The organism is Acinetobacter uliginosus, from assembly GCF_044130295.1.
GTDB lineage: Bacteria > Pseudomonadota > Gammaproteobacteria > Pseudomonadales > Moraxellaceae > Acinetobacter.
On record NZ_JBIQOC010000001.1, the window covers coordinates 119605 to 135587 of the forward strand.

Sequence of the window (15983 nt, forward strand, 5' to 3'; positions counted from 1 at the left end):
GAGGAACAATTAATGTTCCGCAAAAGATTACATCTTAGTCTTCGCGCAATAAATCGTTCAGGCTAGTTTTGGCACGGGTTTTCGCATCTACTTTTTTCACGATTACAGCTGCGTACAGGCTGTATTTACCGCATTTAGATGGCAGGCTACCAGAAACAACTACCGAACCTGCAGGTACACGGCCGTAATGGATCTCGCCAGTTTCACGGTCATAAATTTTGGTGGATTGACCAATGAATACGCCCATTGAAATTACAGAACCTTCTTCTACAATCACGCCTTCCACGATTTCAGAACGTGCACCAATAAAGCAGTTGTCTTCAATAATGGTTGGGTTGGCTTGAAGCGGTTCAAGTACACCACCAATACCTACACCACCCGACAAGTGAACGTTTTTACCAATTTGTGCACATGAACCTACAGTTGCCCATGTATCCACCATGGTACCTTCATCCACATAAGCACCAATGTTCACATAAGAAGGCATCAATACCACGTTTTTCGCCTGGAATGAACCTTTACGGGCTACAGCAGGAGGTACTACACGTACACCAGCAGCTTTAAACTGTTCTTCAGTCCAGTCAGAGAATTTAGTATCGACTTTGTCATAGAAACGAAGATCACAAGCTTCCATTGGTTTGTTGTCGTTTAATTTAAATGATAACAATACCGCTTTCTTAATCCATTGATGAACAACCCATTCACCGTCGATTTTTTCAGCAACACGTAAAGTACCATTATCCAGGCCAGCAATGACTTCCTCAACTGCTTGTCGGATTTCAGCAGGGCAATCGGCTGCTGTGAAATTCGCACGGTCTTCAAACGCTTGTTCAATGATTGTTGAAAGCTGAGACATGATCTTCCTTCCAGAAAAAATTTTTCAAGATTTTACACTATATTGAGATATAAATAGATGAAAAAGTGGCTTTGGATTGGAATTAATTATGAAAGATGGGCAAAATGGGAGCGAAAATCGGCTACACAGATAAATAAACAAAAAATGAGTTAATAATCAAAAACAAATAGAAAATGTATCAAAAAATAACAAAAACTAAGCAAATTTCGAATAAAAGTTGAGCAATTAATATTTTATACTTCTAACTATTAGATAGAAAAGCACTAATGACGAAATAGAAACCTTTTTGAGGAGATCTACAATGAAAACTTTAGCTACGCTTTTAGCAGTATCGGTATTGACCTCTGTCGCTGGAACAGTCATGGCAGCTGATGATGCAGTCGTTCAAGATGGCTATACATTTGAACGTAACCAGCTTATTCCAACTGGTGTCCGTGCTGAAGTAGGTACAACCGGTTATGGTGGTGCATTACTCTGGACTGCAAACCCATATATCGGTTTGGCGTTGGGTTATAATGGCGGCGATATCTCTTGGTCTGATGATATCTCGGTCAATGGTTCAGACTATGACATTGATATGGAAAATAAAAATACCTATTTGAATGCTGAAATTCGTCCTTGGGGTGCAAGTGAAAATAGATGGGTGCAAGGTCTATATATGGCCGCTGGTGTAGCCTATTTAGATAATGAGTATGAACTTGATCGCCGTGTAGGTGCGGGAGAAGGTTTTACCATTAACCATACAGACTTTGTAGCGGGTGCAGATGGCGCTCATATTAAAGGGACCATGGATTACAAAAATGACATTGCTCCATATTTAGGCTTAGGATGGGCGCCTAAGATTAATAAAAATTGGGGCGTATTTGGTGAAGTCGGTGCTTACTATGCCGATAATCCAGATGTTAACTTACAGTTAGTCAGTGGTGGTGCGGCTGATAACCCAACACGCGGTTCACTGGTTGAAAATATTGCAGCTGATGAAAATAAAATTGCGACTGATGACAAACACAAATGGCTTCCTGTAGGTAAAATCGGTGTAAGTTATCATTGGTAATAAAATAGTAGCCTTTAAAAAAAACGAGCTTCGGCTCGTTTTTTATTTTTAGAAAATGCAGTTATATTCTCTAGAAACGGTAACCTGGCTTAAGGCTATAAACAACAGCCTTGTTATGGTTTACTGAAGATAACATACCAAACAGACTGCCTGAACCTTCCTGATTTTGCTTAACTTTGGCTTTGTTGAGTCTGAAATATTTTATACCCGCGACAATAAATACATTAGAGTACATAGGATAAAAACTACCAATATCCAAACTATAAGGCATAGCCGACATCTGTAGCAAAAGTGTGATCGTAGATGAGCCCAAAAGATCAGTGAGTGTGAGCTTGCAATTTAAATGCAACATTTGAAATATAAAAAGAATGGGCAAAATTTTGGGTATAAATTTCAGTAAATGGTGGGGGGATGCTGGTTTGGCTGAAGTGTTTTACCTGAAATATTGGCATCTACAATGGTCGTTGAGAACTCGGCTTAATGATGCGGCTGTAACAAAGAGGCAATGGATTGGTTAGAGCTTTCTAGTGCTGCAGCATAGAAGTCTCTAGTCATGAAAATACCAATACTGAGACCAAATGCCTTAGCTTATATAGATCTTCCCATTCAATTTTTTCTTTTGTGATTTTATATAGAATGAGCAACTATTATGTGAAGTTTTTTATATTTAAGTGATTGAAAAATTCAATTATTTTTATAAATATGGTTTTGCGACGACAGATGAATTTAAAAAGGGATATTTTTTATATCCCTTATTTTAAAAAATCATGAAATGCTTATTCTTCTGGATAAGCTACTTTTTTCAGGGCCTTAATGTCGGCTTCTGGCGAGCAGAGTGAAATAAACTCATAACCATAACCGCGCAGCAAATGACCTTTGCGCACCGCAATCCAGGTGGTATTTACGCCAAAGATATCGGTTGGAATTTGTTTGAGGCGATAGTCGCGTTCAGCGTCATAAGCGACATTGTTGACAATACCGACCCCCATATTCAATTCGACATAGGTTTTGATGACATCGGCATCCAGTGCTGACATGACAATATCAACGTCAATGCCTGCCTCTTCAAAGGCCTTGTCAATTTTAGAACGACCTGTGAAACCGCCATGGTAGGTAATAATTGGATATTGCGCCAAGTCTTCCAGGGTGATGTCTGCTTTATTGGCAAGCGCATGGTTCTGCGGAGTAATAATACTGTGCTGCCAATTATAATAAGGTACGCTGGCCAGATTTTCTTCCGTGGTCAGAGACTCGGTGGCAATACCAATATCCGCCTCACCTTGCAGCAACATTTCGGTAATTTCAACCGGGCTGGCCTGCTGCAGAATCAAATGAACTTTGGGGAATTCTTTTTTAAACTGGTTCACAATCGGCGGTAATACATAACGCGCCTGGGTATGCGTGGTTGCAATGGTCAGCGTACCTTCATCGACGCGGTTAAAGTCATCTGCCAGACGTTTAATATTGTCGGCATCTACCAGCATGCGTTCCACAATCCCGAGTAAAGCTTGGCCCGGTTCGGTCAGTCCCAGTAAACGTTTCCCTTTACGGATAAACAGCTGTACGCCCAGTTCATCTTCTAAATCTTTAATGTGCTTACTTACGCCAGATTGCGAAGTATAAAGTGCTGCCGAAGCTTCGGTTAAATTAAAGTTTTGTCTAACAGTTTCTCGAATAATTCTTAATTGTTGGAAATTCATAATGCTGTATACCCTAAAGAGGATGGGGCTGTTTTTGCCCCATCTATTTGTTATTAAGCGACGTCATTGGCAAACAGGTGCAATGCCGTTGGACTTAACCACACTGTTTGATTTGGCTTGAATTGATGTAACTTCGCTTCTTCAGAATTAAGTGAAATTTCAATTAAATTGCCCTGGCGATCCTGAAGTTCAGCAATGACTTTGCCAGCAATCCAGATTTCACGCAGAAAAGTGGCCTGAATGGCATTTTCTTGCGGTGTGGCATGAATACGCAATTCATTTGGACGGGCAAAGGCAATCACATTGCCTTGCGGAGCATCTTTCACCTGCGGCAGTTGCAGACGGTCATCACCAATCTGGATAATGCCTTGCTGGTTTTGACCTTCGAAACGGTTGGCCTGGCCCAGGAAGTCAAATACAAACGGCGTTGCCGGTTTTTCATAAACTTCACGCGGTGAACCGATCTGTTCGACATTGCCTTTGTTCATTACCACGATTTGATCGGCTACTTCCAAAGCTTCTTCCTGATCGTGCGTGACGAAAATCGAGGTGATATGCAATTCATCATGCAAAGTACGTAACCAGCGACGCAGTTCTTTGCGTACCTTGGCATCGAGTGCGCCAAAAGGTTCATCCAGCAATAATACACGAGGTTCAACTGCTAAAGCACGTGCCAGAGCAATACGTTGACGTTGTCCCCCTGATAGCTGTGCAGGATAACGGTCGGCCAGAAAGCCCAATTGCACCAGATCAAGCAGACGGGTTACACGCTTTTTAATTTCAGCTTCCGATGGTCGGGTAGAGCGCGGGCGCACACGTAAACCAAAGGCAATGTTGTCAAATACGGTCATATGACGGAACAGGGCATAATGCTGGAATACAAAGCCGACTTCACGTTCACGTACATGCACATTGGTTGCATCTTCGCCTTCAAGAATCACCTGACCGCCATCTGCCGATTCCAGCCCTGCGATAATACGCAGCAGGGTGGTTTTACCGCAGCCAGATGGGCCGAGTAATGCCACCAGCTGACCATCGGGAAAGTCGAGCGAGATATTTTTAAGTGCATGGAATGCACCAAAGTGTTTTTCAATATTTTTAACTTGAATACTCATGATGTCATTCCTTAAGAAACTGTTGAATCTTCATTACGTTTGTTTTGTTTTTCCTGGCGCACTTCTACCCATGTTTTCAAGATCAGGGTCACAATTGCCAGTAAAGCCAGAAGCGATGACACTGCAAATGCCGCACTAAAGGTATATTCGTTGTAAAGGATTTCAACATGTAGCGGCAGGGTATTGGTTTCACCACGAATGTGACCCGACACCACCGATACTGCACCGAATTCACCCATGGCACGGGCATTACACAGAATCACGCCGTAAATCAGACCCCATTTAATGTTGGGTAAGGTCACTTTCCAGAAAGTTTGCCAGCCTGAAGCACCCAGTACAATTGCCGCTTCTTCTTCCTCGGTCCCTTGCGCTTCCATCAGGGGAATCAGTTCGCGCGCCACAAAAGGCACAGTAATAAATACGGTTGCCAGTACAATGGCAGGAACGGCATACAAAATTTTAATGTCATTGTCCATCAGCCAGCCGCCAAGCCAGCCTTGAGTACCGAAAATCAGCACCAGCATCATGCCTGCGATAACTGGAGAAACCGAGAAAGGTAGATCAATAATGGTGGTGAGAATGGATTTGCCACGGAAATTAAACTTCGCCACCGACCATGCGGCTGCTACGCCAAAGACCACGTTTAATGGCACGGCAATTACAGCGGTCAATAAGGTCAGTTTCACCGCAGACAAGGTGTCTGGATGCACCAGTGCCTGAAAATAAACACCAACCCCCTGTTTAAATGCTTCAACAAAGACCAGAATTAAAGGCAGAATCAAGCAGCTTAAAAAGAAAATCAGCGCAATCGTAAGCAGTAAATAACGAACCCAGACCGGTTCACGCGTCGCATCGCGGGACTGTAATTTCTCAGCCAAAGCATTGCTGTTGGTGATTAAACTCATCGTGCTGTTCTCCCGGTACGTTTGCTTGCCCATGCTTGGAGCAAGTTAATCAGGAATAAAATCGCGAATGACAGGACCAGCATTACCACAGCAATGGTGGTTGCACCGGCATAGTCATATTCTTCCAGACGGGAAATAATCATCAATGGCGCGATTTCAGTTTCAAATGGCTGGTTACCTGCAATAAAGATCACGGAACCATATTCACCTACACCGCGTGCAAATGCCAATGCAAAACCAGTCAGTAGTGCTGGAAACAGAATGGGTAGGATAATTTTGCTGATAATCTGAAAACGGTTCGCACCCAATGCCGATGCTGCTTCTTCAAGTTCGGTTTCAAGATCACTCAGTACAGGCTGTACGGTACGTACCACAAAAGGAATACCAATAAAGATCAGTGCCAGAGTAATCCCGATCGGGGTATAGGCTACTTTAATTCCGATGGGTTCCAGATACTGACCGATCCAGCCTGTAGGTGCATATAATGAGGTTAGGGCAATACCCGCCACCGCTGTAGGCAGGGCAAAGGGTAAATCGACCAAAGCATCAATAATGCGTTTACCGGGAAAACTGTAACGCACCAGGCACCATGCCAGTAACAAGCCAAACACCACGTTGACTAAGGCTGCAATTAGGGCAGCGCTAAAACTTAACTGCAAAGATTTTAAGATACGTTCTGAACTTAAAATTTCCCATAAACCGTCCCAGCCTATACCTAGCGATTTGATAAACACCGCAGATAATGGAATAAGCACGATTAATGATAGATACGCTAGGGTAAAGCCTAGAGAAAGACCAAATCCTGGCAGCACTCGGGATCGCTGCGACATGATGATTCCTTAAAAAGAGCGACTACTGACCAATAAAGTCAGCGAAAATAAAAGTTTAATTCGGCACAAGCATAATTTGCAGGGTTTAAATTGCAAATTTGAAAAAGCACTTGCTATCATCAGTAAAATTGATATGTTGCAGCACATTTTCTGAAATTAAATAATCATAAATTTCAGGAAAAGGCCCAAAACCGGAAGCAACATTAATATGTCCAACCTGACCCAGATTAACCGGATTAAGTTCCCACGCCTTTGCAAGTTGCTGGGCATCTTCAAAATTTAACCAGGGATCGTTTTCACTGATCAGTAAAGTCGTTGGCACGGCAATTTTCAGCTGATGAAAATAGCATTGGTAATCTTGCTGGCTATCACGTGAAAAACCGGCTTCGCCAAAACGGGCAGGATTGGCAGGTGCAACCAGAATCAAATTTTTAATTTTTTGATTGAGTTCCGGGTGCTGGGCTAAAGCTGCCACAGTAGTTAAACAACCAAAACTATGCGCGACAATCTGGATGCTGCCCTGAATAGGCGTCACGGTCTTTACAAACTCGGCAATCCAGTTTTGTAACACAGGGGTGTTCCAGTCCTGTTGTTGCACACGGGAGCATGACATGAGTTGTCGTTGTAGCCACGACTGCCAGTGTGCGTGTTCACTGCCACCTACGCCTGGAACAATTACGGTATGAATCATGTCGATGCTCCTGTTTATCGAATGCGATTATTTTGCACTATTGGCTTTAACAATTTGGTCAAATACACCGCCATTTTCAAAGTGCGCTTTTTGAACTTTGCTCCAGCCGCCAAATTCCTGATCGATGCTGACCAGTTTTAAGGGCTTGAATACCTTGCTGTATTGCGCCAGTGTTTTTGCGTTGCGTGGACGGTAAAAGTTTTCAGCCGCAAGTTGCTGGCCGCGTGGCGAGTAAAGGAAACTTAGGTAACCTTGAGCCAGGTATTTATTGCCTTTTTTCTCTGCATTTTTATCTACAATCGCCACGGGTGGCTCAGCCAAAATAGACAGAGATGGCGTGATAATTTCAAATTTTCCTGGCTGTTCACGAAGGGCTAAGTGAGCCTCGTTTTCCCAGGCCAACAGCACATCACCAATGCCACGTTCTGCAAATGTTGTGGTTGAACCGCGTGCGCCAGAATCGAGAACCTTGGTGTTTTTATAAATTTTACGCACAAATTCTTGGGCAGTTTTGTCATTGCCACCCGCCTGGTGTTTTGCCCAGGCCCATGCCGCTAAATAGTTCCAGCGTGCACCGCCAGAGGTTTTAGGATTTGGTGTAATAATGCCTACCCCCGGCTTAACCAGATCACCCCAGTCCTTAATGTGTTTTGGGTTGCCTTTACGTACTAAAAATACGATGGTAGAGGTATATGGCGTTGAGTTATGTGGCAGCTTCTTTTGCCAGTCTGCAGGTAACTGTCTGGTTTTTTCCGCAATTACATCAATGTCGGCAGAAAGTGCCAAAGTCACCACATCGGCATCCAGCCCATCAATGACCGCACGTGCCTGTTTGCCAGAACCACCGTGTGACTGCTTGAAGTTAATTTTTTGTCCGGTACGGCTTTCCCAGTATTTGCTAAAATTTTTGTTCACGTCTTCATAAAGTTCGCGTGTTGGGTCATAAGAGACATTGAGAAAATCTTTCGCTGCAGCACCTAAAGAAATGGTAGATATAACTGCTGCTAAAACTCCAAGTTTCAATTTTGCCGAAATGCTCATGCGAACCTCAATATTCTTAATGTGTTTCATTACAGGGGTACAGAATAGCTATATTCTTTATGCATAAAAAATAATAAAAAATGAATTTTATATGAATAAAAAAGATAAATAGGGCTGGATTCATAAAATAAGCACCAGCCTTATGAATAAAACTGATGCTTTGTTTGCTTGACTGAGATTATTTGGTGCTATTGGCTTTTACGATCTGGTCAAATACGCCGCCATTTTCAAAATGTGCTTTTTGAACTTTGCTCCAGCCGCCAAATTCTTTATTAATGGTGACAAGTTTCAAGGGTTTGAATACGGATTTATGTTTTGCCAGTATTGCTGCATTGCGCGGACGGTAGAAGTTATTGGCAGCAATGGTTTGACCTGCAGGTGAATATAAATAGTTGAGATAAGCTTTGGCTAAATTCAGGTTGCCGTCTTTCTGTGCATTCTTCTCTACAATCGCCACAGGGGGTTCAGCCAAAATAGACAAAGACGGTGTGATAATTTCGAACTTGCCCGGTTGTTCACGAATCGCTAAATGAGCTTCATTTTCCCAGGCCAGCAATACATCTCCAATGCCACGTTCAGCAAATGTCGTGGTTGCACCGCGTGCACCAGAGTCGAGGACCTTGGTGTTTTTATAGATTTGACGTACGAACTCCTGTGCTTTGGCATCGTTACCGCCTGGCTGATGTTTCGCCCAAGCCCATGCTGCCAGATAGTTCCAGCGGGCGCCACCAGAGGTTTTAGGGTTTGGGGTAATAATGCCGACATTATTTTTGACTAGATCGCCCCAGTCTTTAATGCCTTTCGGGTTGCCTTTATGTACCAAAAAAACGATGGTAGAGGTATAGGGGGTAGAGTTATTCGGGAATTTTTTCTGCCAGTCTTTTGGAAGCAAATTTGAGTTTGCTGCAATCGCATCGATATCTGCTGCAAGTGCCAACGTCACCACATCGGCACCCAGACCATCAATCACGGCACGTGCCTGTTTGCCAGAACCGCCGTGTGACTGTTTAAAATTAATATCTTGGCCTGTGGTTTTCTTCCAGTATACAGCAAACTCTTTATTGTAGTTTTCATATAATTCACGCGTTGGATCATAGGAAACGTTTAAAAAGTCTTTTGCCAGTGCAGTAAAAGACGTTGCTGAAATAAGAGCTGCTAAAACCCCGATTTTTAGTGAGCGCATTTTGCTATCCTTTGAATTATTAATGTTTTGTAACGGAGCCAAGCATAGCGTCATCTTTTTTGTTGAAAAAATAATAAGAAACGAATTTGATATGAATAAAAAAGCTATCAATTAAGCGCCACTATTTTTAAACTAGGTCATCATTTGCAGGATGTTTGTTATGCCATGTTTTAAGAATGCACGGGAAATAAATGAAGTGTCATTACAGGACCGTGCTTTTCATTACGGAGATGGCTGTTTCACCACGGCATGTGTTCGGCATGGCAAAATTGAACTTGAAAGCCTGCATCGGGCACGGCTACAGTTAAGTTGTGAACGGCTGATGTTGCAGGCAGATTTAAGCTGCATTGAAAAAACTTTGGCTGTATTGCAGCAGCAGTTTCTTGAACTAAATGGCACATTAAAAATCATCATCAGTCGCGGTGAGGGACAACGCGGCTATAGCCTGCCTGAGCATCCGGCAGATGTCTGGGTGTTTTTTTATCCCCAAGCAGTCGATGATTTTCAGATAGAGAAAATTAAATCTGGGGTGTTACAGCAAGCCTTGGGCTTGAGCATGCCGGCTTTGGTGGGATTAAAAAGCCTGAACCGTCTGGAACAGGTCTTGTTAAAACATGAAGCAGATCAGCGCGGATGGGCTGAAGCTTTAGTGACCGATGTACAAGGCACTGTTGTGGAGGGAGTAAGCAGTAATTGTTTCATTCGTTTAAACAATGCCTGGATTACACCAGAACTTCGCTATAATGGCGTGCATGGGGTGATGCGGGCCGAAATTTTGTCCCGAATGCAGCAGCATGGTATTCACTGTGAACAGCGGTTTATTGAAATGGAAGACATTGCAAAATTTGAAAGCCTGTTTTTTTGTAATGCCTTAAGTCCCATGAAAGCTGTGACTGAACTTAACCGGAAACCGTTGAATATTCAGCCGTGTATTGAACTCTTTAATATCCTTCAATTGAATCAGATTCATTAATATGTCTAGCAAAAAGCAAAAATCGAAAAATAAAACTGCATCAGGATTTCCTTTAAAAGGCATCCTTATTTTAATTGCAGGTCTGACGGTATTATTTGCGGTTATCTTGGGTGCCAGCTTGTTCAAGTCCTATCCAGTGCAAGGTGAAAAGCAAATGCTGGCGATTGGAGATGGTGACAGTTATTCAGGCTTTATTGACCGTCTAGCTCAGCAAGATAAAGTCAGTTTTCCTATTATCCTGAAGATTTATCAAAAAATCATGATTCATGACAGCATGAAAGCTGGCGTTTATGAAATTCGTCAAGGCATGTCGGTACGTGAAGTGCTGGAACTGGTCTCGAATGCTGAAAATGCACAGATGAACCGCATTCTGGTGATTGAAGGTACGACCTTTAAACAGTTAATTGAAATTCTAAAGAAAGATGATTTAGTCACTAAAGAAGTGTTGAATCTTCCGCAAGATCAAATGCTAAAAGCCTTGGGTATTCCGTTTAACCATCCCGAAGGCCTGTTTGCGCCAGATACCTATTTCTTTGCCAGAGGTGAAACTGATAAAAAGATTTTGACCGATTTATATAAACGTCAAATGAAGGCTTTGGATACAGCATGGGCCAATCGTGCCAGTGGTTTACCTTATAAGGATAAATATGAAGCACTGATTATGGCTTCCATTGTGGAAAAAGAAACCAGTCTGGATCATGAGTTAAATCAGGTATCGGGGGTGTTTATCCGTCGTCTGCAACAGGGGATGCGTCTGCAAACCGATCCAACCGTGATCTATGGCATGGGTGACCGTTATAATGGCAATATCACCCGTACCGATTTGCGTACGCCTACGCCATATAATACTTATACCAACAATGGCTTGCCGCCAACGCCGATTGCCTTGCCAAGTCAAAAAGCTATTGAAGCTGCCATGCACCCGGACAATTCCAGCAATATCTATTTTGTCGCCACGGGTAATGGTGGGCATAAATTTAGCGCAACTTTGGATGAGCATAATCGTGCTGTGCAAGAATATCTAACTGTCATTCGTTCAAAAAATTAAGGAGTGGGGATGTTTATTAGTTTTGAAGGCACTGAAGGTGTCGGGAAAACCACACTCATTGGTAAAATTTATGATTATCTGCAACAGCAAGGTCATGAAGTTGTACTGACGCGTGAGCCGGGGGGTACGCCGATGGCAGAACAAATCCGTTCCCTGCTGTTGTCAGTCAATCATGAAGAAAGCATGTCGAATGACACAGAACTGCTTTTAATGTACGCAGCACGTGCACAGCATTTACAGCAGGTGATTGTTCCTGCATTGAAAGCAGGTAAGACCGTACTGTGTGACCGTTTTACTGATGCCAGTTTTGCCTATCAATGTGCAGGGCGTGGCTTAAGCAAAGAAAAACTGGCTTTATTAAATGCAAATTTTGTCTCGCATATGCCGAACGTTACTTTTTGGCTGGATGCGCCGACTGAGTTAGGGATGTCACGTGCGCGTGCACGGGGTGCATTAGATCGCTTTGAGCAGGAGAAAGCCACGTTCTTTGAGAAAGTACGTTCAGGCTATCAGCAGCTTTGGCAACAGCAGGGGGAACGGATTAAACGTCTGGATGCTACCCAAACACCAGAACAGGTATTTAGCCAGGCACTTGCGTGTTTGCAATCGGTGTAGTTATCCCCAGCAATTGGGTTTAAATGAAAAATCTTCTATAGTGGCTAACATTATGGAAGATTTTTTTATAAACAATGAAAAGTAATAAAGTCGAAATTATTGAATTTTTGCAACGTGAATTTCCGCAAAGCCTGGAAAAATGTGAAATAGAAACAGTCACTGAAAAAGGAGCCACCATCCTCTATCATGTGGATGAAGCCGATTTAAGACCGGGTGGAACGGTATCAGGGCCGACCATGATGACCGCTGCTGATTATGCACTGTATATTGCCATACTGGGTGAAATCGGTATTGTGGCCTTGGCGGTCACCACTAATTTATCCATTAATTTTTTAAGAAAACCGACGGCAGCACAGGATATTCGTGCGGTCTGTCAATTAATGAAAGTGGGCAAGGCTCTCATTGTGGGTGATGTATGGTTATATTCCATGAATTTAGATGAACCGATTGCACATGCAGTGGGTACTTATTCCATACCATCCCGGCAATAAAAAGATATCATGCAAATTGAAAAAGCCGAACAAAGATGTTCGGCTTTTTTATTTAGGCTACACGGGTTTAAGCATCTACATTGACCAACGGAGTTTCCACCTGGAAGTTGGGTGGAGTTAGTACCGTTTTACGTAATTCAGGCCCAAGCTCCGGATAATCCAGAGTGTAATGCAAACCGCGTGATTCCTTGCGTGCCATGGCACAGCGTACAATCATCTCTGAAACCAGTACCAGGTTACGTAATTCAATCAGGTTTTTGCTGACATGGTAATCCTGATAATATTCAGTGATTTCACGCTTCAACATTTCGATACGATGTAAGGCACGTTGCAGACGTTTAGTGGTGCGGACAATACCAACATAGTTCCACATGGTCTGACGCAGTTCATCCCAGTTTTGCAGAATAACGACATTTTCATCCGGATTCATAACTTGGGAATCATCCCAGCTTGGTGCATCAGGAGAAACATAATCTGGATTGAACAGGCTTTCTATATGTTTGGCTGCACTCATGCCGTAGACAAAACATTCTAAAAGTGAGTTACTCGCCATCCGGTTAGCACCGTGTAAGCCGGTATAAGAGGTTTCACCAATGGCGTATAAACCTTGAAGGTCGGTCTGGCTGTTTTCATCGACCACCACACCGCCACAGGTATAATGCGCCGCAGGAACCACGGGAATCATGTCTTTGGTAATGTCGATGCCAAGTTCCAATAAACGTGCGTACAGGGTAGGGAAATGTTCTTTCACAAACTCGGCTGGTTTATGCGTGATATCCAGCCAGACATGACGGATACCCAAACGTTTAATTTCATAGTCAATAGCACGTGCCACAATATCACGCGGTGCCAGTTCAGCACGTTCATCAAAACGCAGCATGAAACGTTCACCATCAGGCAAGCGTAAATAAGCTCCTTCACCACGCATGGCTTCGGTAATTAAAAAGGAGCGTGCTTGCGGATGATACAGGCAGGTTGGATGGAACTGGTTAAATTCCATATTGGCAACCCTGCAACCTGCACGATAGGCCATGGCAATACCATCACCGGTCGCAATATCCGGATTGGAGGTATACAGATAGGCTTTCATCGCCCCGCCACACGCCAAGGCTGTAGAAGGTGCCAAGAAGGTATGGACTTTTTCAGTCTTTTCATCGAGCGCGTATAAACCCAACGCACGATTTTCTTGATCTTTCAGGCCGAGTTTTTTTGAAGTAATTAAATCAATGGCAATATAATTTTCAAAAATAGTGATGTTTTGCTTTTCACGGGCACGTTGCACCAAAGTGGTTGAAATGGCGCGACCTGTCGCATCTGCAGCATGGATGATACGGCGTTGGGAGTGACCGCCTTCACGGGTTAAATGCAATTGTTCCTGTTCATCCAAGGTAAATTGCACGCCATGTTTTAGCAGAAAGTCGACCGAAGGTTTGCCGCCTTCTACAGTCTGCTTGACCGCTTCACGCTCACATAAATGTGCACCTGCAATCATGGTGTCATCAATATGCTGTTCAATTGAGTCAGTTTCATCTAAAACCGCCGCGACACCGCCTTGTGCATAAAAAGTACTGGCTTCGGTGAGTGCCGATTTGGCCAAAACAGCAATATTGAAATGATCTGGTAATGATAAAGCCAGGCTTAAACCTGCACCACCACTGCCTACAATGATCACGTCAAAATGATGTGTTGTATTTAAATTAGACATGTTCATCAGCTAATTTGAAAAAAGTTTGCTAATAACACCCCTTTTTTCATCAAAAAACAAGAGCTAATATGCTAATGTATGATGAGAAAAAGTAATAAAGCAACAAACTTTTAAGAAAGATTTAAGCTGTTGTTTATACAAATATAATCAAACATATTATTACCCAAGACAGACATGTTTTATGCTAAATACTGTTTACGCATACTTATAATGAATGGAGTGAATGCTTTATATGAACAATCGCTATATAAAAAAAGGAATGTATGCTGCTGTATTCACCATGGCAGCGATGCAAACACAAGCAGCTTCTTCGGTAGACTTTTCCAATCTGGTTGAACAGGTCAGCCCTGCTGTAGTGAGTGTCAGTGTCGTTAAAAAAATGACTCAGGAAGAGCTGATCCAACAACAAATTCCTGAAATTTTAAAACGCTTTTTTGGCAATCAGGTGATTGTTCCACAGCAACATGCTCAGCAAGAGAAAACCGCTTACGGCAGCGCATTTTTTATCAGCAAGGATGGTTATCTGTTAACCAATCATCATGTGGTTGAAGATGCATCTAAAGTGACCATTATGTTTAATGACCGCCGTGAGATTGATGCCACCATAGTCGGAAGTGATGCGCGTACCGATGTGGCGCTACTGAAAGTCAATGGTTCCAATTTCCCTGAACTGCGTACAGGCAATGTAGACCGGCTGAAAGTCGGTGAGCCGGTACTGGCTATTGGTTCACCTTTCGGTTTTGACTATTCTGCATCTGCCGGTATTGTCAGTGCGAAAATGCGTAACATGATGGGGGAAACCTCGGTGCCCTTTATTCAAACCGATGTGGCGTTGAATCCGGGTAACTCAGGCGGTCCCTTGTTTAACCAGAATGGTGAAGTGGTTGGGGTAAACTCGCGTATCTTCAGCGGTACTGGCGGATATATGGGCTTGTCATTCTCCATTCCTATTGATGTAGCGATGGATGTGGCAGAGCAGCTGAAAAAGAATGGCAAGGTCACCCGTTCATATTTGGGAGTGATGTTGCAAGATATCGACCGTAACCTTGCTGAATCTTATAACCTGTCCAAGCCTGAAGGTTCATTGGTGACCCAGGTCGCTCCCAATTCCCCGGCAGCTAGAGCAGGCTTTAAGGCGGGTGATGTGATCCTGAAATATAATGGCTTGCCTATTTCCAGAACCTCTGATTTGCTCAACTACTTAAACCGGACTTCACCGAATCAAAACATTCAGCTGCAAGTTTTACGTGATGATAAAACCCGTAATATCTCGGCAACCTTGACCACTGCACCGGATGATACACCGGCACCGGTGGAACAGGCAGCACAAAATAAAGGTCCTGTTTTGGGGGTGACGATTCGTAATTTGACTGCCAGTGAACAATCCCAACTGAAGCTTAAAGGCGGTATTCTGATTCAAGAAGTGAAACGAGGGGGAATCGCATCACAATCCCGTATCGCTGTAGGTGATATCATTACTCAAATCAATAATAAAACCATTTTGAATAGTAATGACTTTATTAAGACAGTATCCGAATTGAAAAAAGGTTCAATTGCACGTGTTTCTATTATTCGTCAAGATCAGCGCGCAATTTTAGGCATGCGTATTGAATAGCATGAATCCATCGAACAGAAAACCACTCTACAGCTGAGTGGTTTTTTATATTTTGCAACTTTGTACACGACAAAAAAAGATAACTCATTGAAATAATGGCATAATACTTGTTTTCTGACGACGAATATGATGACACATTTCAATGAGTTACATCTCATCTT

The 15983-nt window shown here is 43.0% G+C and carries 16 protein-coding genes; 6 read left to right on the top strand and 10 right to left on the bottom strand.

Going from position 1 to position 15983, the window contains the following annotated elements:
* Positions 1-34 precede the first annotated feature (34 nt).
* The gene (gene dapD, locus ACE01T_RS00565) at positions 35-856 is read right to left on the bottom strand and encodes a 2,3,4,5-tetrahydropyridine-2,6-dicarboxylate N-succinyltransferase (protein ID WP_086196159.1); all 822 of its coding nucleotides are present in this window, start codon (positions 854-856) and stop codon (positions 35-37) included.
* Positions 857-1157: 301 nt separating this feature from the next.
* Between dapD and carO the strand changes: the two genes are divergently transcribed.
* Positions 1158-1910, top strand: coding sequence for an ornithine uptake porin CarO (gene carO, locus ACE01T_RS00570; RefSeq protein ID WP_395518546.1), 753 nt, complete (start codon positions 1158-1160; stop codon positions 1908-1910).
* Positions 1911-1980: 70 nt separating this feature from the next.
* On the opposite strand, the gene ACE01T_RS00575 is transcribed toward carO, so the two are convergent.
* From ACE01T_RS00575 to ACE01T_RS00610, 8 genes are all read right to left on the bottom strand, one after another.
* Positions 1981-2181 (bottom strand): hypothetical protein, encoded by a 201-nt coding sequence (locus ACE01T_RS00575; RefSeq protein ID WP_200222803.1) that lies wholly within the window; start codon positions 2179-2181, stop codon positions 1981-1983.
* 505 nt (positions 2182-2686) lie between these two features.
* Positions 2687-3610, bottom strand: coding sequence for a CysB family HTH-type transcriptional regulator (locus ACE01T_RS00580; protein ID WP_395518547.1), 924 nt, complete (start codon positions 3608-3610; stop codon positions 2687-2689).
* 53 nt (positions 3611-3663) lie between these two features.
* On the bottom strand, positions 3664-4725 hold the full coding sequence (locus tag ACE01T_RS00585; protein WP_395518548.1) for a sulfate/molybdate ABC transporter ATP-binding protein: 1062 nt from the start codon (positions 4723-4725) through the stop codon (positions 3664-3666).
* An 11-nt stretch (positions 4726-4736) separates the two neighbouring features.
* Positions 4737-5630 carry a sulfate ABC transporter permease subunit CysW gene (gene cysW / locus ACE01T_RS00590; protein ID WP_086196155.1) on the bottom strand — a complete coding sequence of 298 codons (894 nt, stop codon included), beginning with the start codon at positions 5628-5630 and terminating at the stop codon, positions 4737-4739.
* A complete protein-coding gene (cysT, locus tag ACE01T_RS00595; protein ID WP_180082235.1) occupies positions 5627-6460 on the bottom strand; it encodes a sulfate ABC transporter permease subunit CysT in 834 nt (277 codons plus the stop codon). Before cysT ends, cysW begins: the two co-directional genes overlap by 4 nt.
* An 85-nt stretch (positions 6461-6545) precedes the next feature.
* Positions 6546-7151 carry an alpha/beta hydrolase gene (locus ACE01T_RS00600; protein ID WP_180082234.1) on the bottom strand — a complete coding sequence of 202 codons (606 nt, stop codon included), beginning with the start codon at positions 7149-7151 and terminating at the stop codon, positions 6546-6548.
* Between the two features lie 27 nt (positions 7152-7178).
* Positions 7179-8192 (bottom strand): sulfate ABC transporter substrate-binding protein, encoded by a 1014-nt coding sequence (locus tag ACE01T_RS00605; RefSeq protein WP_395518549.1) that lies wholly within the window; start codon positions 8190-8192, stop codon positions 7179-7181.
* A gap of 178 nt (positions 8193-8370) precedes the next feature.
* Positions 8371-9375 carry a sulfate ABC transporter substrate-binding protein gene (locus tag ACE01T_RS00610; RefSeq protein ID WP_180082232.1) on the bottom strand — a complete coding sequence of 335 codons (1005 nt, stop codon included), beginning with the start codon at positions 9373-9375 and terminating at the stop codon, positions 8371-8373.
* A 160-nt stretch (positions 9376-9535) separates the two neighbouring features.
* On the opposite strand from ACE01T_RS00610, the gene pabC reads away from it, so the two are divergent.
* From pabC to ACE01T_RS00630, 4 genes are all read left to right on the top strand, one after another.
* Positions 9536-10348 (top strand): aminodeoxychorismate lyase, encoded by an 813-nt coding sequence (pabC, locus tag ACE01T_RS00615; RefSeq protein WP_395518550.1) that lies wholly within the window; start codon positions 9536-9538, stop codon positions 10346-10348.
* Between the two features lies 1 nt (position 10349).
* The gene (gene mltG, locus ACE01T_RS00620) at positions 10350-11396 is read left to right on the top strand and encodes an endolytic transglycosylase MltG (RefSeq protein WP_395518551.1); all 1047 of its coding nucleotides are present in this window, start codon (positions 10350-10352) and stop codon (positions 11394-11396) included.
* Between the two features lie 9 nt (positions 11397-11405).
* Positions 11406-12011 (top strand): dTMP kinase, encoded by a 606-nt coding sequence (tmk, locus tag ACE01T_RS00625; RefSeq protein ID WP_180042257.1) that lies wholly within the window; start codon positions 11406-11408, stop codon positions 12009-12011.
* 74 nt (positions 12012-12085) lie between these two features.
* The gene (locus ACE01T_RS00630) at positions 12086-12502 is read left to right on the top strand and encodes a PaaI family thioesterase (RefSeq protein WP_200222787.1); all 417 of its coding nucleotides are present in this window, start codon (positions 12086-12088) and stop codon (positions 12500-12502) included.
* A 67-nt stretch (positions 12503-12569) separates the two neighbouring features.
* Here ACE01T_RS00630 and nadB read toward each other — a convergent pair whose 3' ends face one another.
* Positions 12570-14213 (bottom strand): L-aspartate oxidase, encoded by a 1644-nt coding sequence (gene nadB, locus ACE01T_RS00635; RefSeq protein WP_166167177.1) that lies wholly within the window; start codon positions 14211-14213, stop codon positions 12570-12572.
* A 226-nt stretch (positions 14214-14439) separates the two neighbouring features.
* On the opposite strand from nadB, the gene ACE01T_RS00640 reads away from it, so the two are divergent.
* Complete coding sequence (locus ACE01T_RS00640) at positions 14440-15822, top strand: Do family serine endopeptidase (protein WP_395518552.1); 1383 nt, start codon at positions 14440-14442, stop codon at positions 15820-15822.
* Positions 15823-15983 lie beyond the last annotated feature (161 nt).

Coding starts and splice junctions, on each gene's coding strand:
- dapD (WP_086196159.1), bottom strand. CDS start 856: ATGTCTCAGCTTTCAACAATCATTGAACAAGCGTTTGAAGACCGTGCG.
- carO (WP_395518546.1), top strand. CDS start 1,158: ATGAAAACTTTAGCTACGCTTTTAGCAGTATCGGTATTGACCTCTGTC.
- ACE01T_RS00575 (WP_200222803.1), bottom strand. CDS start 2,181: ATGCCTTATAGTTTGGATATTGGTAGTTTTTATCCTATGTACTCTAAT.
- ACE01T_RS00580 (WP_395518547.1), bottom strand. CDS start 3,610: ATGAATTTCCAACAATTAAGAATTATTCGAGAAACTGTTAGACAAAAC.
- ACE01T_RS00585 (WP_395518548.1), bottom strand. CDS start 4,725: ATGAGTATTCAAGTTAAAAATATTGAAAAACACTTTGGTGCATTCCAT.
- cysW (WP_086196155.1), bottom strand. CDS start 5,630: ATGAGTTTAATCACCAACAGCAATGCTTTGGCTGAGAAATTACAGTCC.
- cysT (WP_180082235.1), bottom strand. CDS start 6,460: ATGTCGCAGCGATCCCGAGTGCTGCCAGGATTTGGTCTTTCTCTAGGC.
- ACE01T_RS00600 (WP_180082234.1), bottom strand. CDS start 7,151: ATGATTCATACCGTAATTGTTCCAGGCGTAGGTGGCAGTGAACACGCA.
- ACE01T_RS00605 (WP_395518549.1), bottom strand. CDS start 8,192: ATGAGCATTTCGGCAAAATTGAAACTTGGAGTTTTAGCAGCAGTTATA.
- ACE01T_RS00610 (WP_180082232.1), bottom strand. CDS start 9,375: ATGCGCTCACTAAAAATCGGGGTTTTAGCAGCTCTTATTTCAGCAACG.
- pabC (WP_395518550.1), top strand. CDS start 9,536: ATGCCATGTTTTAAGAATGCACGGGAAATAAATGAAGTGTCATTACAG.
- mltG (WP_395518551.1), top strand. CDS start 10,350: ATGTCTAGCAAAAAGCAAAAATCGAAAAATAAAACTGCATCAGGATTT.
- tmk (WP_180042257.1), top strand. CDS start 11,406: ATGTTTATTAGTTTTGAAGGCACTGAAGGTGTCGGGAAAACCACACTC.
- ACE01T_RS00630 (WP_200222787.1), top strand. CDS start 12,086: ATGAAAAGTAATAAAGTCGAAATTATTGAATTTTTGCAACGTGAATTT.
- nadB (WP_166167177.1), bottom strand. CDS start 14,213: ATGAACATGTCTAATTTAAATACAACACATCATTTTGACGTGATCATT.
- ACE01T_RS00640 (WP_395518552.1), top strand. CDS start 14,440: ATGAACAATCGCTATATAAAAAAAGGAATGTATGCTGCTGTATTCACC.